Source organism: Devosia epidermidihirudinis (genome assembly GCF_000971295.1).
Lineage (GTDB): Bacteria > Pseudomonadota > Alphaproteobacteria > Rhizobiales > Devosiaceae > Devosia > Devosia epidermidihirudinis.
In genome coordinates this window covers 25,490-43,234 of the sequence record NZ_LANJ01000004.1, presented here as the reverse complement: position 1 = coordinate 43,234, position 17,745 = coordinate 25,490, and the positions used below count along the sequence as shown (strand labels likewise).

At 61.6% G+C, this 17,745-nt stretch carries 16 protein-coding genes; 9 read left to right on the top strand and 7 right to left on the bottom strand.

Annotation, left to right across the window (positions count from 1 at the left end; all coding sequences use genetic code 11):
* The first annotated feature begins 47 nt into the window (after nucleotides 1-47).
* The gene (locus tag WH87_RS01485; RefSeq protein ID WP_156167893.1) at nucleotides 48-611 is read left to right on the top strand and encodes a hypothetical protein; all 564 of its coding nucleotides are present in this window, start codon (nucleotides 48-50) and stop codon (nucleotides 609-611) included.
* A gap of 248 nt (nucleotides 612-859) precedes the next feature.
* On the opposite strand, the gene WH87_RS01480 is transcribed toward WH87_RS01485, so the two are convergent.
* Complete coding sequence (locus WH87_RS01480) at nucleotides 860-1,621, bottom strand: DeoR/GlpR family DNA-binding transcription regulator (RefSeq protein WP_046140129.1); 762 nt, start codon at nucleotides 1,619-1,621, stop codon at nucleotides 860-862.
* A 142-nt stretch (nucleotides 1,622-1,763) separates the two neighbouring features.
* Here WH87_RS01480 and WH87_RS01475 point away from each other — a divergent pair, with 142 nt between their 5' ends.
* From WH87_RS01475 to WH87_RS01465, 3 genes are all read left to right on the top strand, one after another.
* Nucleotides 1,764-2,924 (top strand): MFS transporter, encoded by a 1,161-nt coding sequence (locus WH87_RS01475; protein ID WP_046140130.1) that lies wholly within the window; start codon nucleotides 1,764-1,766, stop codon nucleotides 2,922-2,924.
* A gap of 134 nt (nucleotides 2,925-3,058) precedes the next feature.
* The gene (locus WH87_RS01470; RefSeq protein WP_046140131.1) at nucleotides 3,059-4,036 is read left to right on the top strand and encodes an acetylxylan esterase; all 978 of its coding nucleotides are present in this window, start codon (nucleotides 3,059-3,061) and stop codon (nucleotides 4,034-4,036) included.
* 104 nt (nucleotides 4,037-4,140) lie between these two features.
* Nucleotides 4,141-4,365 (top strand): DUF2934 domain-containing protein, encoded by a 225-nt coding sequence (locus WH87_RS01465; RefSeq protein WP_156167890.1) that lies wholly within the window; start codon nucleotides 4,141-4,143, stop codon nucleotides 4,363-4,365.
* A gap of 45 nt (nucleotides 4,366-4,410) precedes the next feature.
* Here WH87_RS01465 and efp read toward each other — a convergent pair whose 3' ends face one another.
* Nucleotides 4,411-4,980 (bottom strand): elongation factor P, encoded by a 570-nt coding sequence (gene efp, locus WH87_RS01460; RefSeq protein ID WP_046140132.1) that lies wholly within the window; start codon nucleotides 4,978-4,980, stop codon nucleotides 4,411-4,413.
* Nucleotides 4,981-5,107: 127 nt separating this feature from the next.
* On the opposite strand from efp, the gene epmA reads away from it, so the two are divergent.
* From epmA to WH87_RS01445, 3 genes are all read left to right on the top strand, one after another.
* Entirely contained in the window at nucleotides 5,108-6,163 is a 1,056-nt protein-coding gene (epmA, locus tag WH87_RS01455) for an EF-P lysine aminoacylase EpmA (RefSeq protein WP_407060018.1), read from the top strand.
* A gap of 130 nt (nucleotides 6,164-6,293) precedes the next feature.
* Nucleotides 6,294-7,322: a lysine-2,3-aminomutase-like protein gene (locus WH87_RS01450; protein WP_281175154.1), complete on the top strand. Its 1,029-nt coding sequence runs from the start codon at nucleotides 6,294-6,296 to the stop codon at nucleotides 7,320-7,322.
* 72 nt (nucleotides 7,323-7,394) lie between these two features.
* A complete protein-coding gene (locus tag WH87_RS01445) occupies nucleotides 7,395-8,702 on the top strand; it encodes a hemolysin family protein (RefSeq protein WP_046140134.1) in 1,308 nt (435 codons plus the stop codon).
* Between the two features lie 169 nt (nucleotides 8,703-8,871).
* Here WH87_RS01445 and WH87_RS01440 read toward each other — a convergent pair whose 3' ends face one another.
* The 5 genes from WH87_RS01440 to WH87_RS01420 form a co-directional block, all read right to left on the bottom strand.
* A complete protein-coding gene (locus tag WH87_RS01440; protein ID WP_046140135.1) occupies nucleotides 8,872-9,516 on the bottom strand; it encodes a glutathione S-transferase family protein in 645 nt (214 codons plus the stop codon).
* A gap of 119 nt (nucleotides 9,517-9,635) precedes the next feature.
* Nucleotides 9,636-11,342 (bottom strand): Rieske 2Fe-2S domain-containing protein, encoded by a 1,707-nt coding sequence (locus WH87_RS01435; RefSeq protein WP_046140189.1) that lies wholly within the window; start codon nucleotides 11,340-11,342, stop codon nucleotides 9,636-9,638.
* Between the two features lie 226 nt (nucleotides 11,343-11,568).
* Entirely contained in the window at nucleotides 11,569-12,465 is an 897-nt protein-coding gene (locus tag WH87_RS01430; protein ID WP_046140951.1) for an aromatic ring-hydroxylating dioxygenase subunit alpha, read from the bottom strand.
* Between the two features lie 105 nt (nucleotides 12,466-12,570).
* Complete coding sequence (locus WH87_RS01425) at nucleotides 12,571-13,248, bottom strand: hypothetical protein (RefSeq protein ID WP_156167887.1); 678 nt, start codon at nucleotides 13,246-13,248, stop codon at nucleotides 12,571-12,573.
* Nucleotides 13,249-13,389: 141 nt separating this feature from the next.
* The gene (locus WH87_RS01420) at nucleotides 13,390-14,163 is read right to left on the bottom strand and encodes an SDR family NAD(P)-dependent oxidoreductase (protein ID WP_046140897.1); all 774 of its coding nucleotides are present in this window, start codon (nucleotides 14,161-14,163) and stop codon (nucleotides 13,390-13,392) included.
* Between the two features lie 200 nt (nucleotides 14,164-14,363).
* Here WH87_RS01420 and WH87_RS01415 point away from each other — a divergent pair, with 200 nt between their 5' ends.
* Together WH87_RS01415 and WH87_RS01410 are read left to right on the top strand one after the other, a co-directional pair.
* Complete coding sequence (locus WH87_RS01415; protein WP_046140898.1) at nucleotides 14,364-15,581, top strand: efflux RND transporter periplasmic adaptor subunit; 1,218 nt, start codon at nucleotides 14,364-14,366, stop codon at nucleotides 15,579-15,581.
* Nucleotides 15,582-15,583: 2 nt separating this feature from the next.
* Nucleotides 15,584-17,530, top strand: coding sequence for a MacB family efflux pump subunit (locus tag WH87_RS01410; protein WP_046140899.1), 1,947 nt, complete (start codon nucleotides 15,584-15,586; stop codon nucleotides 17,528-17,530).
* Nucleotides 17,531-17,745: the final 215 nt, after the last annotated feature.

The following is a 17,745-nucleotide window of genomic DNA, read 5'->3' as shown; positions in this document are numbered from 1 at the left end:
CTGGCGGTGAAAAATTGATGCGCCCGTCCTTCGCGCTAGTGGGCCTATTGGCGGTCATCACTCCTGCAAGTGCTGATCCACTGCCATTCAATGACGGCATGTATTCCAGCAGCTTGTCGATTTGCGATGCCATCGAGAGCGGCATGGAGGCCTGGCACGAGTATTTTCAAAGTGGCATTGTGCGGGTGATAAACGGCCCGCAGATTAGTGATGCCATTGAGACGCAGTGCGACCTTTCCAATGTTCGACGTGTTGGAGATCGGGTCCTGTTCACCGCCAATTGCGTAACGTGGGACGTGTGGGAAACGGTCGAGGGTGGCTACACCTATATATCGTCCGATGCTTTCCACTTCCGTGGTCAGACCCTCTCTCGTTGTGACGCTGCCCAGACGGTTGCACCTGAAGACGGATTTACAGCCAGCACCGAAGAAATCATCGACCTGTGGTCGGAAGCCAATTCCGGATGCCGTGGTGGTAGCGGTGATGACCCACGCACCATGGGCGCCTGTGGCGCGCGTGAGGAATACCATGCCATTTTGCAGGGCAGGGGGTGGTGTTATGGGCGACCCGAAGACGCTGAGTATCAAAAGGCTTGGCAACGCTGCAACTGATCTTCGATGGCCTCGGTCGTGCTGAGCACGGTTAGCACAGATGTAGCACAGGTCTTGCATAACCTATGTCAAAACAGTAGTTTATGAGGCGTCGTTGCCATATCATAATCCGTGTGTCCCCAGTTCAAATCTGGGCTTCGCTACCATTCAAACCCCCGGGAAACCGGGGGTTTTTTGCTTTTAAGGGCGCGACTTTGCGGACCCAGCAAGCCCCCATGTTGCAGATGTGTTGCACAGCACCGGCGGCGTCAGCCGGGGAGGCGGTGCACCTGTACGTCGGCGGCTTCGAATTGGGCCAAATGCAGGCTGGGCGTGTTGGAGTCGACGATGAGGTGGTCGATGGCGGCGACATCGGCGATTTTGAAGGGGGCGATGGTGCCGAGTTTTTCGGGCGAGGCGGCGATCAGCAGGGTATTGCTCTGCGCCAGCATGGCCCGCTTCACCTCGGCTTCGGCCGGGTCCAGGGCGGTGACGCCGATTGAGGCGTCGACGGCGCAGGTGCCAAGAATGAAGAGATCGGCATAGATCTGCTGCACCTCGTGCACGGTCTGCGGCCCGAGACAGGCGCCTTTCGACTTCTCATAAAGCCCGCCCAGCATGATGATGGTGGCACTGGGATGGTCAGCCAGCGCTGTGGCGATGGCCGGGGCGTTGGTGGCGACGGTCAGCGAGAGTGTGCGGGGCAGGGCATGCGCGATTGCCAGATTGGTCGAGCCCGCGTCGATAAAGACAATCTGGCCATCCTGCACCAGGCTCGCTGCCACTTCGGCCAGTTGCGATTTTTGCGCGGCAAAAGCCGTGCTTCTTGTGGCTAGCGTGCCCTGATCTGTTGCAGGCAGCAGGGCGCCACCGTAAACCCTGCGGCATACGCCCTGACGGGCCAGCTCGCGCAGGTCCCGTCGAATGGTATCCTCTGAGACGCCGAATTGCTGCGCCAGGTCGACGGCCAGCACCTTGCCCGTTTGGGCAAGTTGTTGCCGGATCGCGTCGTGTCTTTCGTCTGTGAGCATGTTCAAACTCTCGTTTATGCATGTTCTTGCGTATTTGTGCGTATTCTGCAATAGGTGCTGGGAGTATGTCGCGGAGATGATCCGCCCCCAATAGAGCCGGACATGCCCCCGCGTGGCCGTCCCCCATTTTAGGCACTGCATAATGACAGCATCTTCCCTGGCGGCCAGCCCGCTTACCGGGCCGCGTGAACAAGTTGCGACACGGCTGGTTTTTCTCGTGGCGGGCGTCGCCATGGCGGCCTGGGCGCCGTTGGTGCCCTTCGCCAAATTGCGGCTTGGCATTGAGGAGGGCGCGCTGGGTCTGCTGCTGCTCTGCTTGGGCTTTGGCTCGATCCTGGCCATGCCGATCACCGGCGTTCTGGCGAGCCGGTTCGGCTGCCGCGCCATCATCGTGGTCAGCTCGATCGCGGTCGCGCTGATCCTGCCTTTTCTGGCTCTGGCTGATTCCGTCGTGACACTGGGCATTGCGCTGGCGCTGTTCGGCGCCAGTGTCGGCACGGTCGACGTGGCGATGAACATCCAGGCCGTGATGGTCGAAAAAGACAGCGGTCGCAATATGATGTCGGGGTTCCACGGGCTGTTCAGCCTCGGCGGTATCGTCGGTGCTGGCGGCGTCAGCCTGTTGCTCGGCCTTGGGGTCACCCCGATCATGGCCACTGCGGCCATCAGTGGTCTACTGCTGGTGCTGCTGGTCGTCAGCTATTCGGGCCTGCTGCCTTACGGCAATCGCGAAGCGGGCAAGACGCCACTGTTTGTACTGCCCAAGGGCGTGGTGATCTTTATCGGCCTGCTGTGCTTCCTGGTGTTCCTCGGCGAGGGTGCAATTCTGGACTGGAGCGCCGTGTTCCTCATCGGTCAGCATATGGTTGATCCTGCCCATGCCGGCTTTGGCTACACCATGTTTGCTGTGGCGATGACGGCAGGACGACTGGGCGGCGACTGGATCGTCAAAACGCTCGGCGGCCTTTGGGTGATCATTGGCGGTGGCACGCTTGCCGCCGCGGGCTTCCTGCTGGCGGTGTTCGCGCCCAATTCGACACTGGCCGCCATGGGCTTCCTGCTGGTGGGCCTGGGCGCGTCCAATATCGGGCCGGTGTTCTTCACCGCTGCGGGCAATCAGACCCGCATGCCACCAAGCCTGGCAATCGCTGCCATCACCACCTTTGGCTATGCCGGTATTCTGGTGGGACCGGCGCTGATCGGCTTTGTGGCGCAGCAATGGTCGCTCAGCTTTGCCTTCGTGCTGGTTGCTGCCGGGTTCTTCCTGGTCGGGGTGCTCGGGCCCCGGGTGGCCCGCCCATAACGAAGCAAGTCAGAGAGCGGGGATCACTTCCCGCTCTTTTTGTTGGGTATGACAGGCTGTGATCAATCACGTTGTGCGGCTGGTCTGTCAAAATCGGGTGGTGCATGCTCGCAGTAGTTTGAGGGAGCGCGTGCATGCCATTTCCAGATTTTGTTCAGCCCAAGCTTGGTGCCTATGAGAGCTCGGTTGTAACCCCCGATGATTTCGCGGCCTTTTGGGACGCGACCATTGCGGAGGCGCGCGCCATTGGCGGCGAGGCCCGGTTTGACCCTGCCGATACGACGCTGACGCTGGTTGAGGCGTTCGACGTGACGTTTCCCGGCTTTGGCGGGCATCCGGTCAAGGGCTGGCTGATTGTGCCCAAGCACCGCACAGGGCGGCTGCCGCTCGTCGTGCAATATGTCGGCTATGGCGGTGGTCGCGGCTTCCCACATGAGCAACTGCACTGGGCAGCTTCTGGTTTTGCCTATTTCCGCATGGATACGCGCGGCCAGGGCAGCAGCTGGAGCACGGGTGGCACACCAGACCCGGTCGGCACCACGCCCTCTATTCCCGGTATGATGACCAAGGGCATTCTCGACAAGGCCGATTATTACTATCGCCGTGTCTTCACCGATGGCGTGCGGGCCATCGATGCTCTGATTGACCTCGATTTCGTTGATTCAGAGCGTATCGCTGTGTGTGGTGGCAGTCAGGGCGGCGGCATTTCGCTGGCGGTGGCGGGCATCGACAAGCGCGTCAAGGCGATGATGCCCGACGTGCCCTTCCTCTGTGATTTCCCACGCGCCGTGCCACAGGCAGGCCGCGACCCCTATGGCGAAATCGTGCGCTATCTTGCCCAGCATCGCGGGCAGGTCGCTCATGTGTTCGAAACGCTGCGCTATTTCGATGGCGTCTGCTTTGCCCGCCAGACGACGATCCCGGCGCTGTTTTCGGTGGCGCTGATGGATGACATCTGCCCGCCCTCGACCGTCTATGCCGCGTTCAACGCCTATGCGGGCAGCGACAAGACCATGGTGCAATACGACTTCAACAATCACGAAGGTGGCGGGCCATTCCAGGATCGTGAGCAGATGGCGTGGCTCTCGAAACAGTTCGGCACGCGCGCCTAATCCGCGCAAACTTTCGCGTTATCAGGCAACCGCCTCGCGCCATTGCCGTTGTTCCCGCAGCGTTGGAAATCGACGCTGCGGCACACGGGCAAATCAAAGCGGGCATGATGTACAAGGACGCGGCACTCGCCGAGGCGATCAGAAACACGGCCTATTTTCTGTGGGAGCAGGATGGGCGGCCAGAAGGGCAGAGCTTTCAATATTGGCTGCGGGCCAAGGAAATGCATCAGCGCCAGATTGCCTATGACAAGTGGCTGGCCGAAGGCGAGCCGCTGGGGCGGGCCGACGTCAATTGGGATGAGGCGTCGCGCGAGATCAGCGAGAAATGAAAACGGGCCCCGAAGGGCCCGTCATTTTGTGGGGTTTTTCTACCCTCAGTCCTTGGCGCGTTCCACGTAGGAATTGTCATCGGTGAGGATGACAATGCGGGTGCCGACGCCGATATGGGGTGGGACCATGACCTTGAGGCCGTTGTTCAGCACGGCTGGCTTGTAGGACGACGAGGCCGTCTGGCCCTTCACCACTGGCTCGGTCTCGACGATTTCAAACGTCAGGCGCTGTGGCAGTTCCATCGACAGGGCGGTGCCTTCGAAGGTCTTGAGGTGCACCTTCATGCCATCGACGAGGTAGGCGCGCTGGTCGCCGATCACGTCGTCAGCGACGGTGATCTGCTCGTAGCTGACAGGCTCCATGAAGTGATGGCCTTCGCCATCCGAATACAGATAGTCATATTCGCGGTCGTCAACGTCGGCCTTTTCGACCATTTCGACAGTGCGCCAGCGACCAACAACCTTCACGCCATCGGAAATGCGGCGCATATTGACGTTGGTGATGGAGTTGCCCTTGCCGGGATGGACGTTTTCCGCTGTCAGGATGACGTGCAGATTGCCATCCTGTTCGACGACGTTGCCCTTGCGGAGCGACGAGGCGATGACCTTGACCATGAATTCTTCCTTGTTCGATCGATGGGCGCGTCGTAGAGGCAGGGCCGTCTCGCGCGCGAAATAGGCTTTCGTGCGCCAACTACCCTATCTTGGCGAAAATCGCCAGCCCGGCCGTCATAAAGGTCACATGAGCAAGCAGGATATCCCAGCGTCCCCGTGGTGGACACCGTCTGTGCACGAAGACCGGCGCCCCATTCTGTTGGCGCGCAACCGGATCGAGGCGCGGTTGCGGCTATATCTGGCTGACGAAGATTTCGTGCTGGTCGATCCGCCGGGGTTGCAACGCTCGCCCGGCAACGAGACCCATCTTCACGCTTTTGGCTCGACCATGATCGGCAATGACGGGCTGGGGCAGGCGATGTATCTGCACACCTCGCCCGAGTTCACCATGAAAAAGCTGCTGGCCGCTGGCGAGCAGCGCATCGCCAGCCTTGGCCACGTCTGGCGCAATCGCGAGCGTAGCGCGCTGCACCATCCCGAGTTCACCATGCTCGAATGGTATCGCGCGGGTGAACCCTATGACGCGATCATCGCCGATTGCCTCGCCATATTGAGGCTCGCTGCTGAGACCACAGGCGCCAAAGTGCTGCGGTTTCGTGACCGGGAAGCGGACCCGTTCGCCGAGGCCGAGCGACTGAGTGTAGCCGATGCCTTTATGCGCTATGCCGGCATCGATCTCTTTGCCAGCATGGACGCCGACGGCGCCACCGATGGCGAAAAGCTGGCCGCGCTGATGGCCGCGCAGGGCCTCGATGTGCCGGAAGACCGAAGCTGGAGCTATCTCTTCAGCCGCATTCTGGTGGAAAAGGTCGAACCTAATCTGGGCACGGGTCGCGTGACCGTGCTGGATCGTTACCCAGCCGCAGAAGCCGCGTTGGCGCGCCGCGCCGCCGATGATCGCCGCGTCAGCGAGCGCTTCGAGCTTTATGCCTGCGGCGTTGAACTGGCCAATGGCTTTGGCGAGCTGACCGACCCGGAAGAACAGCGCCGTCGCTTCACCGCCGAAATGGCCGAGAAGCAGCGCATCTACGGCGAGCACTACCCGCTCGACGAAGATTTCCTCGCCGCCCTCAACCTCATGCCCGAAGCCAGCGGCGTCGCCCTCGGCTTTGACCGCCTCGTCATGCTGGCCACCGGCGCCCCCAAAATCGACGCCGTGCTCTGGGCCCCGGTGGCGGAATGACTTTTCAGCCCAAGATTTGCCAGTCGTCACCCTCGGGCTTGACCCGAGGGCGCTACACTTGCCGCGCCGAGCACCAGCACAAAACCCTCGGGTCGAGCCCGAGGGTGACGATCAGTGGGTGGGTGGCATAGTGCACATCAAGACCACAAAAGCGCTGGTTGCCGCCGGGCTGGTTGCGGATGCGGCGGGCCTCGACGCCGTTGCCGCGAAATACGCCATCGGTATCACCCCCGCGATCTCCGCACTGATCGACCGCGATGATCCCACCGATCCCATCGCCCGCCAGTTCGTGCCGACAACAGCCGAGCTCAAGACAACGGCCGACGAACGCGTCGATCCGATTGGCGATCTCGCCCATTCACCGGTCGAGGGGATCGTGCATCGTTACCCGGATCGCGTGCTGCTCAAGGCCGTGCATGTCTGCCCGGTTTATTGCCGCTTCTGCTTCCGCCGCGAAATGGTGGGGCCGCAGGGGCTGGGCACGCTCACGCCAAGCGAGCTCGACGCGGCCATTGCTTATATCGCCGCGCATAGCGAAATCTGGGAAGTGATCCTCACCGGTGGCGATCCGCTGGTGCTGTCTCCGCGCCGTCTGCGCGAGATCATGGTGCGGCTGGCCGATATCGCTCACGTCATGATCGTTCGCTTCCACACCCGCGTGCCGGTGGTGGAGCCGGACCGCGTCGACGCGGCGATGATCGAGGCGCTCAAGGCGAGCGGCAAAACGACCTATCTCGCCGTGCATGCCAATCATCCGCGCGAGTTTTCCGACAGTGCCCGCGCCGCCGTAGCGCGGCTGGTGGATGGCGGCGTGGTGCTGGTCAGTCAGTCGGTGCTGCTCAAGGGCGTCAACGACGATGTCGAGACGCTGGCCAGCTTGATGAAGACCTTCGTCGAAAACCGCATCAAGCCCTACTACCTACACCATCCCGACCTTGCGCCCGGCACCAGCCATTTCCGCATGAGCATTGCCGAGGGGCAGGCGCTGGTGCGCGCGCTGCGCGGACGGATTTCGGGGCTGGCTCAGCCGACCTATATCCTCGATATTCCCGGCGGGCACGGCAAGGCCGATATCGGGGCGAGCACCATCACGGGCGGGGACGGCTGCTTTACGGTGCGCGATTGGCAGGGGATCGAACACAGCTACGCCCCCGATTAACCAGTCGATTTCTCATTGTCGCTAAGCCTGTGCTAGAGAACGCGCTCCAGCCATAGCTCTGCGCGGCACATCATGAATACCTTTGTCGGCATATTGCTGATCCTGACCCTGATCGCGGTCAGCGTCGTTATCTCACTCTCCGAAATTGCCTTCGCCGCCGCGCGGGAAGTACGAATCCGCTCGCTGGCCGAGGCGGGCAATAGCAAGGCCAAGCGCTTCGTCGCGTTGCGGGCCGATGCGGGCAATGTGATCACCGCGCTGCAGATCGCCACCAACGCCGTCTCGATCCTCGCTGGTACGCTCGGGCAGGATACGCTGGGGCCGGTGTTTGCCTCGTGGCTGCATCTGGCGGGTGTATCGAACGATCTGGCGCTGCCGATTGGCTCGGTCTTCGCCTTCGTCCTGGTCACGGGCCTCTTCGTGCTGTTTGCCGATCTCACGCCCAAGCGCATCGCCATGATGGTGCCCGAAGATGTGGCATTGAGCGTGGTGTGGTTTCCCGAGATCGCAGTCAAACTGCTCAAACCTCTGGTGTGGTTCTTCAGCCGTCTGTCGGACGGGATCATTGGCTGGTTCAAGCTCGAACCCACCGTGCCGCCTGATGCAGTGACAGCTGAGGATTTCCGCATGATCCTGGCCGGTGGCGCGGCTTCGGGCGTGCTGATGAAGAACGAGCATCGCCTGATCGAAAACGTGCTGGCGCTGGAATTGCGCAGCGTCACCTCGGTGATGACCATTCGCGACGATATCGTCTATCTCGACATCAGCGATCCGCCGGAAGTGCAGCAGGACAAGGTGCGCAAGCGCCCTTTCTCGCATTACCCGATCTGTGATGGCGGCATCGACGCGGCCATTGGCTGCGTGCGCGCGGAGGACGTGTTGGCGACGGCGATCGATCGACATCAGGAAGTCGACTTCGCCAAGGCCCGGCGCGATGTGCTGTCAGTGCCCGATACGCTCAATGTCTGGGAGGTGCTGGCCGAGTTTCAGGCCCAGAGCACCGGCTTTGCGCTGGTGGTCAGCGAATATGCGCTGGTCGTGGGCGTCGTGACCTTCAAAGATCTGATGGGCGCGCTGATGCAGGGGCTGGCCAATCCCTTCGAGGAACAGGCCATTCTCAAGCGCGACGATCAAAGCTGGCTGGTCGATGGCATGGCGCCGTTTGTGGATGTGAGCCGTGCGCTCAATATCCGCAATCTGGCGCCGGAAGCGGCCTATGAAACCATTGGCGGCTTTATCGTGCATCGCCTACGGCGCGCCGCCCGCAAGGGCGACAAGGTCGAGGCAGCCGGTTACGTGTTCGAGGTGGTCGACGCCGACCGCATGCGGCTCAATCAGTTGCTGGTGACCAAGGTTTCGGGGAAGGTGAAGCCGGGGTAGCTTCTGCGCGGGGTGGAGTTAGGACTGGATTGGCAACAGACCTCATCCTGAGCTTGTCGAAGGACGAGGGCGTGGCACCCAGGCCTCCACTCCCTCGACCTCGTGGTTCGACAGGCTCACCATGAGGTCTTGGGGGCATCTGTGAACGCCCCCAGGCCTGGAAGATTACTTACGACGCGGCGCGGCCAGCCGGGAAAATGCCCGACATGACGACAAAGCCCGGGATGCGACGGACGCGGTCGGTCCAGCGGCGCAGCGCCGGATAATCCTGGCGCGAAATGCCGCCCTCTTCGCTCAGCATCACATAGGGGAAGCAGGCGATATCGGCTGTGGTCGGATGGTCGGGCGAGCACAGCCAGTCGCGGCCTTCGCGTTCGCCAAACCACAGATGTTCGTCCATCAGGCGGAAAATGCGGTGCGCGCCCTGCTGGGCCTTTTCCAGATCGAACTCATAGAACATGCCAAGCACCAGCCGCGCCGACGATGAGGTCGCGGTGATGTCGTCGGCAATGGCGTGCCAGCGCAGCACTTCGGCCGTGATCGCCGGATCATCGGGGAACCAGAGGCCGGTCTCGTCATACTTCTTGGCGAGATAGGCGAGAATGGCGCCGGAATCGGACAGCACCAGCTCGTCATCCTTGATCACCGGTAGCTGGCCGAACGGATTGAGCCGCAGGAACCAGTCGGCCTTGTGCTGACGCCCGGGATAGAAGTCCACCGGGATGATGTCATAGCGCAGCTTGAGAATGCTCATCAGCAGCCGCAGCTTGTAGCAATTTCCGGACAGTTCGAAGTCGTAAAGGGTAATCGTCATTTGTGTACTCGCACTGCCCATGAGACCTCATGGTGAGCTTGTCGAACCACGAGGTCGGTTAACCCGATCTCGCCACGACCTCGTCCTTCGACAGGCTCAGGATGAGGTCTACTGAATGCCTAGATATCCAAAACCAATCGCGCGGATTTCGCGCGGCTTACGCAGGTCATCATGCAGGTATTGGACTGCTTCTCGCTGTCGTTGAGATAGACGTCCTGATGGTCCACCTCGCCCTCCATGACGCCGGTGAGGCAGGTGCCGCAGGCGCCTTGCTCACACGAGCTGGGCACCGTCAGGCCCGCATCCCGCATCACTTCGAGAATGGTCTTGCCCGAGGGGACATGCAGCGTCATCGCCGAACGCGCCAGCTCGATATCGAAGGCGGTGGAGTCGTCGATGACCTTGTCGTTCTTGAAATACTCGAAGTGGATCGCCTCATCGGGCCAGCCCTGTGCGGCAGCGGTGACGCGGACGGTTTCGAGCATGGCCGAGGGGCCGCAGACATAAACGTGCTGCGCGCGGCTCCAGTCGCCAAGCGTAGTGGCAATGGACGTGGCGATCTCTGAACGCGGCACGCCCGTATGGATGAACACCTTGCCGTGTAGCGCCCCCAGCTCGTCGCGGAACGCCACCTGCTCGCCTGCGCGGGTGAAGTAGTGCAGCTCGTAGGGCAGGGCGGACTTGTCGAGGAAGCGGGCCATCGAGAGGAGCGGTGTGATGCCGATGCCGCCGGCGATCAACACGGTGCGGGTGGCGTCGCGGCGCAGCGGGAAGTTGTTGCGCGGCTCGGAAATGGCCAGCACGTCGCCTTCGCGCACGGTGTCCACCAGCACCTTGGAGCCGCCCTTGCTGGCGCTCTCCTGCTTGACGCCGATGACATAGCTCATCAGCTCGCCTGGGCCATTGGTGATGGAATATTGGCGGATCAGGCCATTGGGCAGATGCACGTCGATATGCGCGCCCGGCTGGAAGGTCGGCAGGTGGCCGTCGCGGGCTGCCAGCTCAAAGCCCACAACGCCATCGGCGGTCTGCCACTTGCGCTTGACCACGACGGGCATGGTGTTGCCGCGCGGAATGACGATATCGGGCATGGTGGAAAGCTCCACCGAGACCTTGTCAAAGGTGGGCTGCAGCGCAGCAGGCGCCGGCTTGCGAGCGGCGGCGCGCTCAAGGCGATCGCGCAGGCGGGTCAGCGTCTCGTTGTGGGCGCGCAGAGCCGCTGCCTCATTTTCGGGGCGCTTGGCCAAGAGCCCCCGGATCACCGAGCGGTTGGCGTCAACCGGCTGGACGAAATACGTTACCTCGCCAAGGCGCAGACCCATGCCGGGCAGTACATCGGCTGGCTGATCGTCGGGCGCAAGACCGGCAAGAGCGGTGAGCACGTCGGCGGGCTCGGCATTGACGGGCATGGGGCGCAGCGCGAACCAGTCGCCGGATTCAGCGCCGGGGAAGGGGGCAAAAGGCAGGTCGGAATTTGCCGCCGACCAGATCAGTCCATAGGCCTCTCGGACCGGATAAGTCTTGTTCTCGATGCGGCGCGATGGCGCGTCGGCCGGGTGGGCGGGGATATAGGTGCAGCCTGCCGAGCGGTTGGCATACCGCCAGCCGTGATACTGGCACTTCAGCTCACCGCCTTCATTGATGCCGATCGACAGGCGCACGCCGCGATGCAGGCACCGGTTTTCCCAGACGTTCACATTACCGTCGTCGGCGCGCCACACGGCCAGTTCGCGGCCCAGCAACTGGCCCTGATAGACATGGCGCAGGGGCAAGTCTTCGGCGCTGGCGATGGGATACCAGGTTGAATCGGAAAGGCTCAGGGGCATGATGGTCATCCGAGAAAAAGAAGGATCGCGCCACGATCGGATGAGGTCGTTTTAGCCATCCTGGCGTACGGGAGGGCTCGATTTGGCTCCCTCTCCCTTTGGGGGAGAGGGGCGGGGTGAGGGGGCCTTTTCTTGGCGGGGCGACCGGGAAAGGCCCCCTCACCCGGCAGCTTTGCTGCCGACCTCTCCCCCCAAGGGAGAGGTGAAGAAGTGATCGCCCTCATCGCTACGACGCCATCGGGATCACACCATAGGTGATGCCCTTCTGGCTCAGCCAGCGGCGATAGGCGATGGCCGACTTGTCGGCACGGATCGGGGTTTCCGAGCGCGGGTCGAGCGGTAGGCGCTTGGGGTACTGGTTTTCGAGGATCGGCTTGTCCTGACCAAAAATGGTCTGCTGGAACCGGCGCAGATCGGTGATGGTGGAGGTGGAGTCCACCATCGACTGCAGCAGATGGGCGCGGCAGCGCTCTTCGGTCATCGGCTGGAGGAAGATGGCGATCACGTCGCGGCGGCTATCGTCCTCGGGGCATGACTTGTAGAGCACCGAGCAGAACGGGTGCGGCACGCGATAGACGTACTCAACTTCCTGACCTTCGGTCGCCGAAAGGGCTGCGCGAGGCTGAAAGAAACGGCAACGGGTAGCCAGAACTTCGTCGCGTTCTTCGGAGACTTCGACGTCGTATTCCTTGACCTCGGTATGCGGCTCGGCACCCAGAATGTCGGTGTGGACATAGGGGAAGTGGCCCATGTCGAGGAAGTTCTCAACAGCGCGCGGGGCGGATACGTAGAGCCCAATCGAACCGCAGCTCATGTTCTTGCGGTCGGCTTCGGCATATTCAGGGATCGGGAACAGTTCCTTTGGCGGGTTGCCAAAGCTGGTCCAGATATAGCCATAGCCGGTGATAACCGGCAGGCGGTCAAAGATGGTTTCGGGATCGATCTCGTCGCCCCGCGCCTCGCTCGTACGGCGCCACACGACCGGTAGGCCGTCCTTGTCGCGGGTGATGGCGATAGGCTGGTCGAGCAGCAGCGTGGTCTCGACAACGCCGATAGCGACTTCGTCGGTGGCGGCAATGACCTGCCAAAGGTCGGCGGTGATAGGGTCGATTGGAGAAGTCATTTTGGCGCCCGGAATTTGTCTGACAACAGCATAGCCCGATAGCACCGTCTCGCCAATGAACTTGGCTTTGCGGCTTTCCACCGGGGCAATGGCTGATGACGAGGCTTAATTGGCTTTTTTGGGCGCCGTGTAAATGACGTTTGTTACCACCAGCACCTGATCGACGATTTCAAACACGATTGTCGCCTCTCCGCCACTGGCGCAGCAATTGGCGTCGCTGTCCTGCCAGAGCGGGGTCTTGGCGCTGATGCCGTGCTCCCAATCGCTGAAATTGTATTTGACGCCCTTCCAGATCCCCAGACCTGCCGGCAGCTTTTCGTCGATAGTGTTGTGCCAGGTTTCGATGTCGACCGGATGCCAACCTGGCTTGCCTTCCTCGCTGTTGAACAGCAGGTCGGCATTCAGGCTTGCCGTGCCATTGCTGTAGCCTTCGACATGCAGCAGACCGTCATAGGTGATTTCAGGAACCGAATAGCGATAGGCCTCGTGGGCCTCGGCCAGCTTGACCCAGACGCCATCGTCATAGTGGTACAGCTCGATATTGCCGATGCTGCCATCGTCCACGGTCGAACCGCCCTGGGTCTGGAAGGCAATGTCGAAGCTGCCGTCGTCCTTGTTGAGGTAGCCTGCGCTGATGACGCGGCAGTCATCGAGCACATCGCCGAGACAGGTCGCGCGGATGCCTGCCAGGAGGTCCTCTTCGGCCATCGTATCCTTGGGCAGGAACACGACAATTCCCATGGCGGCGACCAAGGCGAGTACGAGCAGCTTGGAAATTTTCATGAGCATCCTCCCAGCCTCTGACTGTGCGTCATGGCGGCGAGAAGGTCATCTGCCAAAGCTGGAAATGGTTAGCAGCGGTTCGGCCATGAAGCGCTCGCACCAACCGGCAATGACATGGTGCGAGCCTGGGTCGAAGACCTCTTAGCCCCGATAGATATCGAAGGGGCCAAAGGCCTGCGTCGTCGCCATCAGTTGCAGGCGGTTGACGTTGACATGGGCGGGCAGGGTTGTGGTCCAGAAGATGGACTCTGCGATATCCTCGGCGTTCATGGCCGTGGTCCCTTCATAGGGCTTGGCTGCCTTGCCTTCGTCGCCCTTGAAGCGAACCAGCGAGAACTCGGTTTCGGTCAGGCCGGGCTCGATATTGGTGACGCGCACATTCTTGCCCTGCACATCCGAGCGCAGGTTCAGCGCGAACTGCTTCACGAAGGCCTTGGTCGCGCCATAGACCGAGCCGCCGGGATAGGGGTAGTCGCCAGCCACCGAGCCGAGGGTGACGATGTGGCCACCACCCCGCGCGATCAGACCCGGCAACAGCGCGCGGACCGTATAGGTCAGTCCGGTGACGTTGGTGGCAATCATGGTTTCCCAGTCGGTGATGTCGGTCTCGGCGGCAGGCTGCAACCCAAGCGCCAGTCCGGCATTGGCCAGCACAATATTGATGCCGGCGAAGGGCTCGGGCAGGGCGGCGATGGCCGCATCGATTGCGGCGCGGTCGCGCACGTCGAGTTCGATGATGTGGCAGTTGTCGGCGCCGAGTTCCTGCTGGAGCTCAACCAGGCGTTCCTTGCGACGGCCCGTTGCGATCACCTTGCCGCCAGCGGCGACATAGCGGCGTGCGGCGGCGGCACCAAAGCCGGAGGTGGCTCCGGTGATGAAAACGACGAAGCGGCTGGGATCGAGCAGCTGGTACATGGCAATGTCCTGGGAGTGTCGGCGGGTGGAAAATCTAGGTTCGTCTTTTTGGGCCGATTAGGTCAACCGTGACCTTCGTTTACGCTAGCATTTCAGCTAGCCCGAACCTTTCCAAAAGGTAACGTGATTACCAAGTGCTAACGTGAACGGCGCAAAGATGCATACTAGGTTGCATCAACACTATCCTTGGGGATTGCGCCTTGAAGACTTTCGCGAAGTGGCTGGCGGTGCTGATTGTGCTGGGCGCAGCTGGCGTCGCAGGCTGGTGGTATTTCATGGCATCGCCAAAGGCTTCCACCGTGCCGACCACGGTCAAAGTCACGCGCGGCCACATCGAACAATCCGTGCTGGCCGCAGGCGCACTACAAGCCAATTCGCTGGTTAGCGTCGGCGCCGAGGTCTCCGGCCGCATCGATACTGTCAACGTCGTTCTGGGCCAGGAGGTCAAAAAGGGTGACCTGATCGCCCAGATCGACAGCGTCAATCAGGAGAACGCGGTCAAGACGGCACAGGCCGTTCTGGCGGGCAATGAAGCGCAGAAACGCAGCCAGCAGGCGGCTTTAGTTAAGGCACAGGCAGCGCTCGATCGCAATCAACGCCTCAGCGTCGGCAGCCTCGTGTCCCAAACCGACCTCGACACAACCCAAACCGCCGTCGACACCACGCTGGCGCAGATCGATCAGCTGGATGCTCAGATTGCGCAGTCGCAACTGGCCGTCGAATCTGCCGAGCTGAACCTCGAGCGCACCAAAATCGTCGCCCCCAATGACGGCACCATTGTCGCGGTGCTGGTCGAGGCCGGGCAGACGGTGACCTCCAACCAATCCATCCCCACCATCGTCAAGATCGCGGACTTGAACACCATGGTGATCAAGGCCGAAATCTCCGAAGCCGACGTGGTTCGGGTGCAGCCGGGCCAGCGGGTGTATTTCACCATTCTGGGTGAGCCTGACGTGCAGATCGACGCCAAGCTGCGCGAGATCGAACCGGCGCCAACCTCGATCGCCTCGGATACGGCGTCGACCGATACCGCCATATATTACAATGGCTTGTTCGATGTGCCCAACCCCGACCACAAGCTGCGCATCTCGATGACGGCGCAGGTCACCATCGTCATCGACGAGGTTCAAAACGCCCTGACACTGCCCTCAGCCCTAGTGACGCGCAAGGATCGCGACGGCAATGTGACAGTGATGGTTTATGATCCGGCGACCGAAAAAGCCGCACCGCACAAAATCGAAGTCGGGCTCAATAACAATGTGACCGCCGAGGTCAAATCTGGCCTCAATGAGGGCGACGAGGTGATCAGCACCGGCGCACCCGTCGGCGCACGCACAGGCCAGCAAGGTGGTGGTGGCGGCGGCGGCTTCCGTCCAGGTGGTGGCGGTGGAGCAGGCGCGCTGTTTGGCGGGCGCTAGAGATGAGCGATCCCATCATCTCCCTCCGCGGGCTCACGCGCTCGTTCCAGACCGGCGCAGAGGCCGTCACCGTGCTCAAGGATGTCGATCTCGATATCCATCAGGGCGAGATGGTGGCGATTATCGGCCAGTCCGGTTCGGGCAAGTCCACACTGATGAACATTTTGGGGTGCCTCGACCGGGCCACCTCTGGCACCTACAAGTTTGATGGAACCGAAGTCAGCCGGCTCGGCGCTGACGCGCTGGCCGAACTGCGCCGCGAGCATTTTGGCTTTATTTTTCAACGCTATCAGCTTCTTGCCGACCTCGATGCTGTTGAGAATGTCGAGATGCCGGCGATTTATGCGGGTGTCGATGGCGGTGCAAGGCGGTCACGGGCGATTGAACTGCTGACCCGGCTTGGCCTGGGAGATCGCCTGACCCATAAGCCGAACGCGCTGTCGGGCGGACAGCAGCAACGCGTCAGCGTGGCCCGGGCCCTGATGAATGGCGGCGAGGTCATTCTCGCCGACGAGCCCACTGGGGCACTGGATAGCAAGAGCGGCAAGGAGCTGATGGCGCTGCTGGTCGAGTTGCATCATGCAGGCCACACCATCATCATAGTCACCCATGATCCGGCCATTGCCGCGCAGACCGAGCGGGTGATCGAGATTTCCGACGGCGTGATCATCGCCGATCGGCTCAATGGTGCCGAGACGCGGGCCAGCCAGGTCAAGGAGACCATCCGCAAGATCGCCCGCTGGCGCGAAGGGTTTGACCGAGCCGGTGAAGCTCTGCGCATGGCGCTGCGCGCCATGGTGGCCCACAAGCTGCGCACGTTCCTGACCATGCTCGGCATCATCATCGGCATTGCCTCGGTGGTGAGTGTCGTTGCGCTGGGGCAGGGCAGCCAGCAGACGGTGCTCGAGAACATCTCGGCTATCGGCACCAACACGATCAACGTCTATCCGGGCACGGGCTTTGGCGACCGGCGGAGCAATCGTATCCAGACGCTGGTGCCTTCGGACGCCGATGCTCTTGCGGCGCAATCCTTTGCGGACAGTGTGACCCCGCAGGTGAGCTCGCAGGCGACGGTGCTGTATCGGAACACCTCGTCCAATGCCTCGATCACCGGCGTGGGGCAGGGGTTCTTTCAGGTGAATGGCCGCGTTTTTGCTGAGGGTGTGGGCTTTAACGCAACCAGCGTGACCGACCGCACGCAGGAAGCGGTCATCGATGGCACCGCACGGGATGCCTTCTTTCTCAATGGGGAAGATCCCATCGGCAAAGTCATCATGCTGGGCAAGGTTCCGGTGCGGGTGATTGGGGTGGTGCAGAATGTCACCGGCTTCGGACCCGGCGGAAATTCCGCCAATGTCTACGTGCCCTATACCACCGCTATGGATCGTATTCTGGGCCAGAACTATCTGGGCTCAATTTCGGTACGGGTCAGCGATAATTATGACATGGCCCAGGCGGAGGCCGATATCACCGAATTGCTGTCGCGCCTCCACGGCAAGCAGGATTTCTTCCTGCAGAACACGGCCACCATTCGAGACACGATCGAATCGACCTCAGCGACGCTGACGCTGCTGATCTCCACCATTGCCGTGATCTCGCTGGTGGTCGGCGGTATTGGTGTGATGAACATCATGCTGGTGAGTGTTTCCGAGCGCACCAAGGAGATTGGCATCCGCATGGCGGTGGGGGCCAGGCGCGGCGATATCCTGCGGCAGTTCCTGATCGAAGCTGTGCTGGTCTGCTTTGTCGGCGGCGCCGCTGGCGTGGCGCTCAGCTTTGGACTGGGGAGCCTGCTCACGACGCTGATGCCCGGCTCGCGCGTCAGCTATTCGCCAGAATCGATTGCGCTGGCCATTGCCTCGGCCAGCCTGATCGGGGTGGTATTTGGCTTCATGCCGGCCCGTTCGGCTGCCAGAATGGACCCGGTGGAGGCATTGGCCCGCGAATAGTCAGCCGCCAACGCCCCAAAGTCTGTGCCCGATCGGACACGATTGTGCGCACAATCTGGGACAAATCGGCCCGATACTTGTTCAGATTGCTCGGCAGCCCTAAACTCGTCACGAATTGAACGCCTGTTGGGCAGGCGTGTGGCGTCAGACGCGTTGGGGTGAGAAGGTGCTTAACGGAATCTTCTCTTCCTTGAGGGCAATCTACGCTTCTGCCT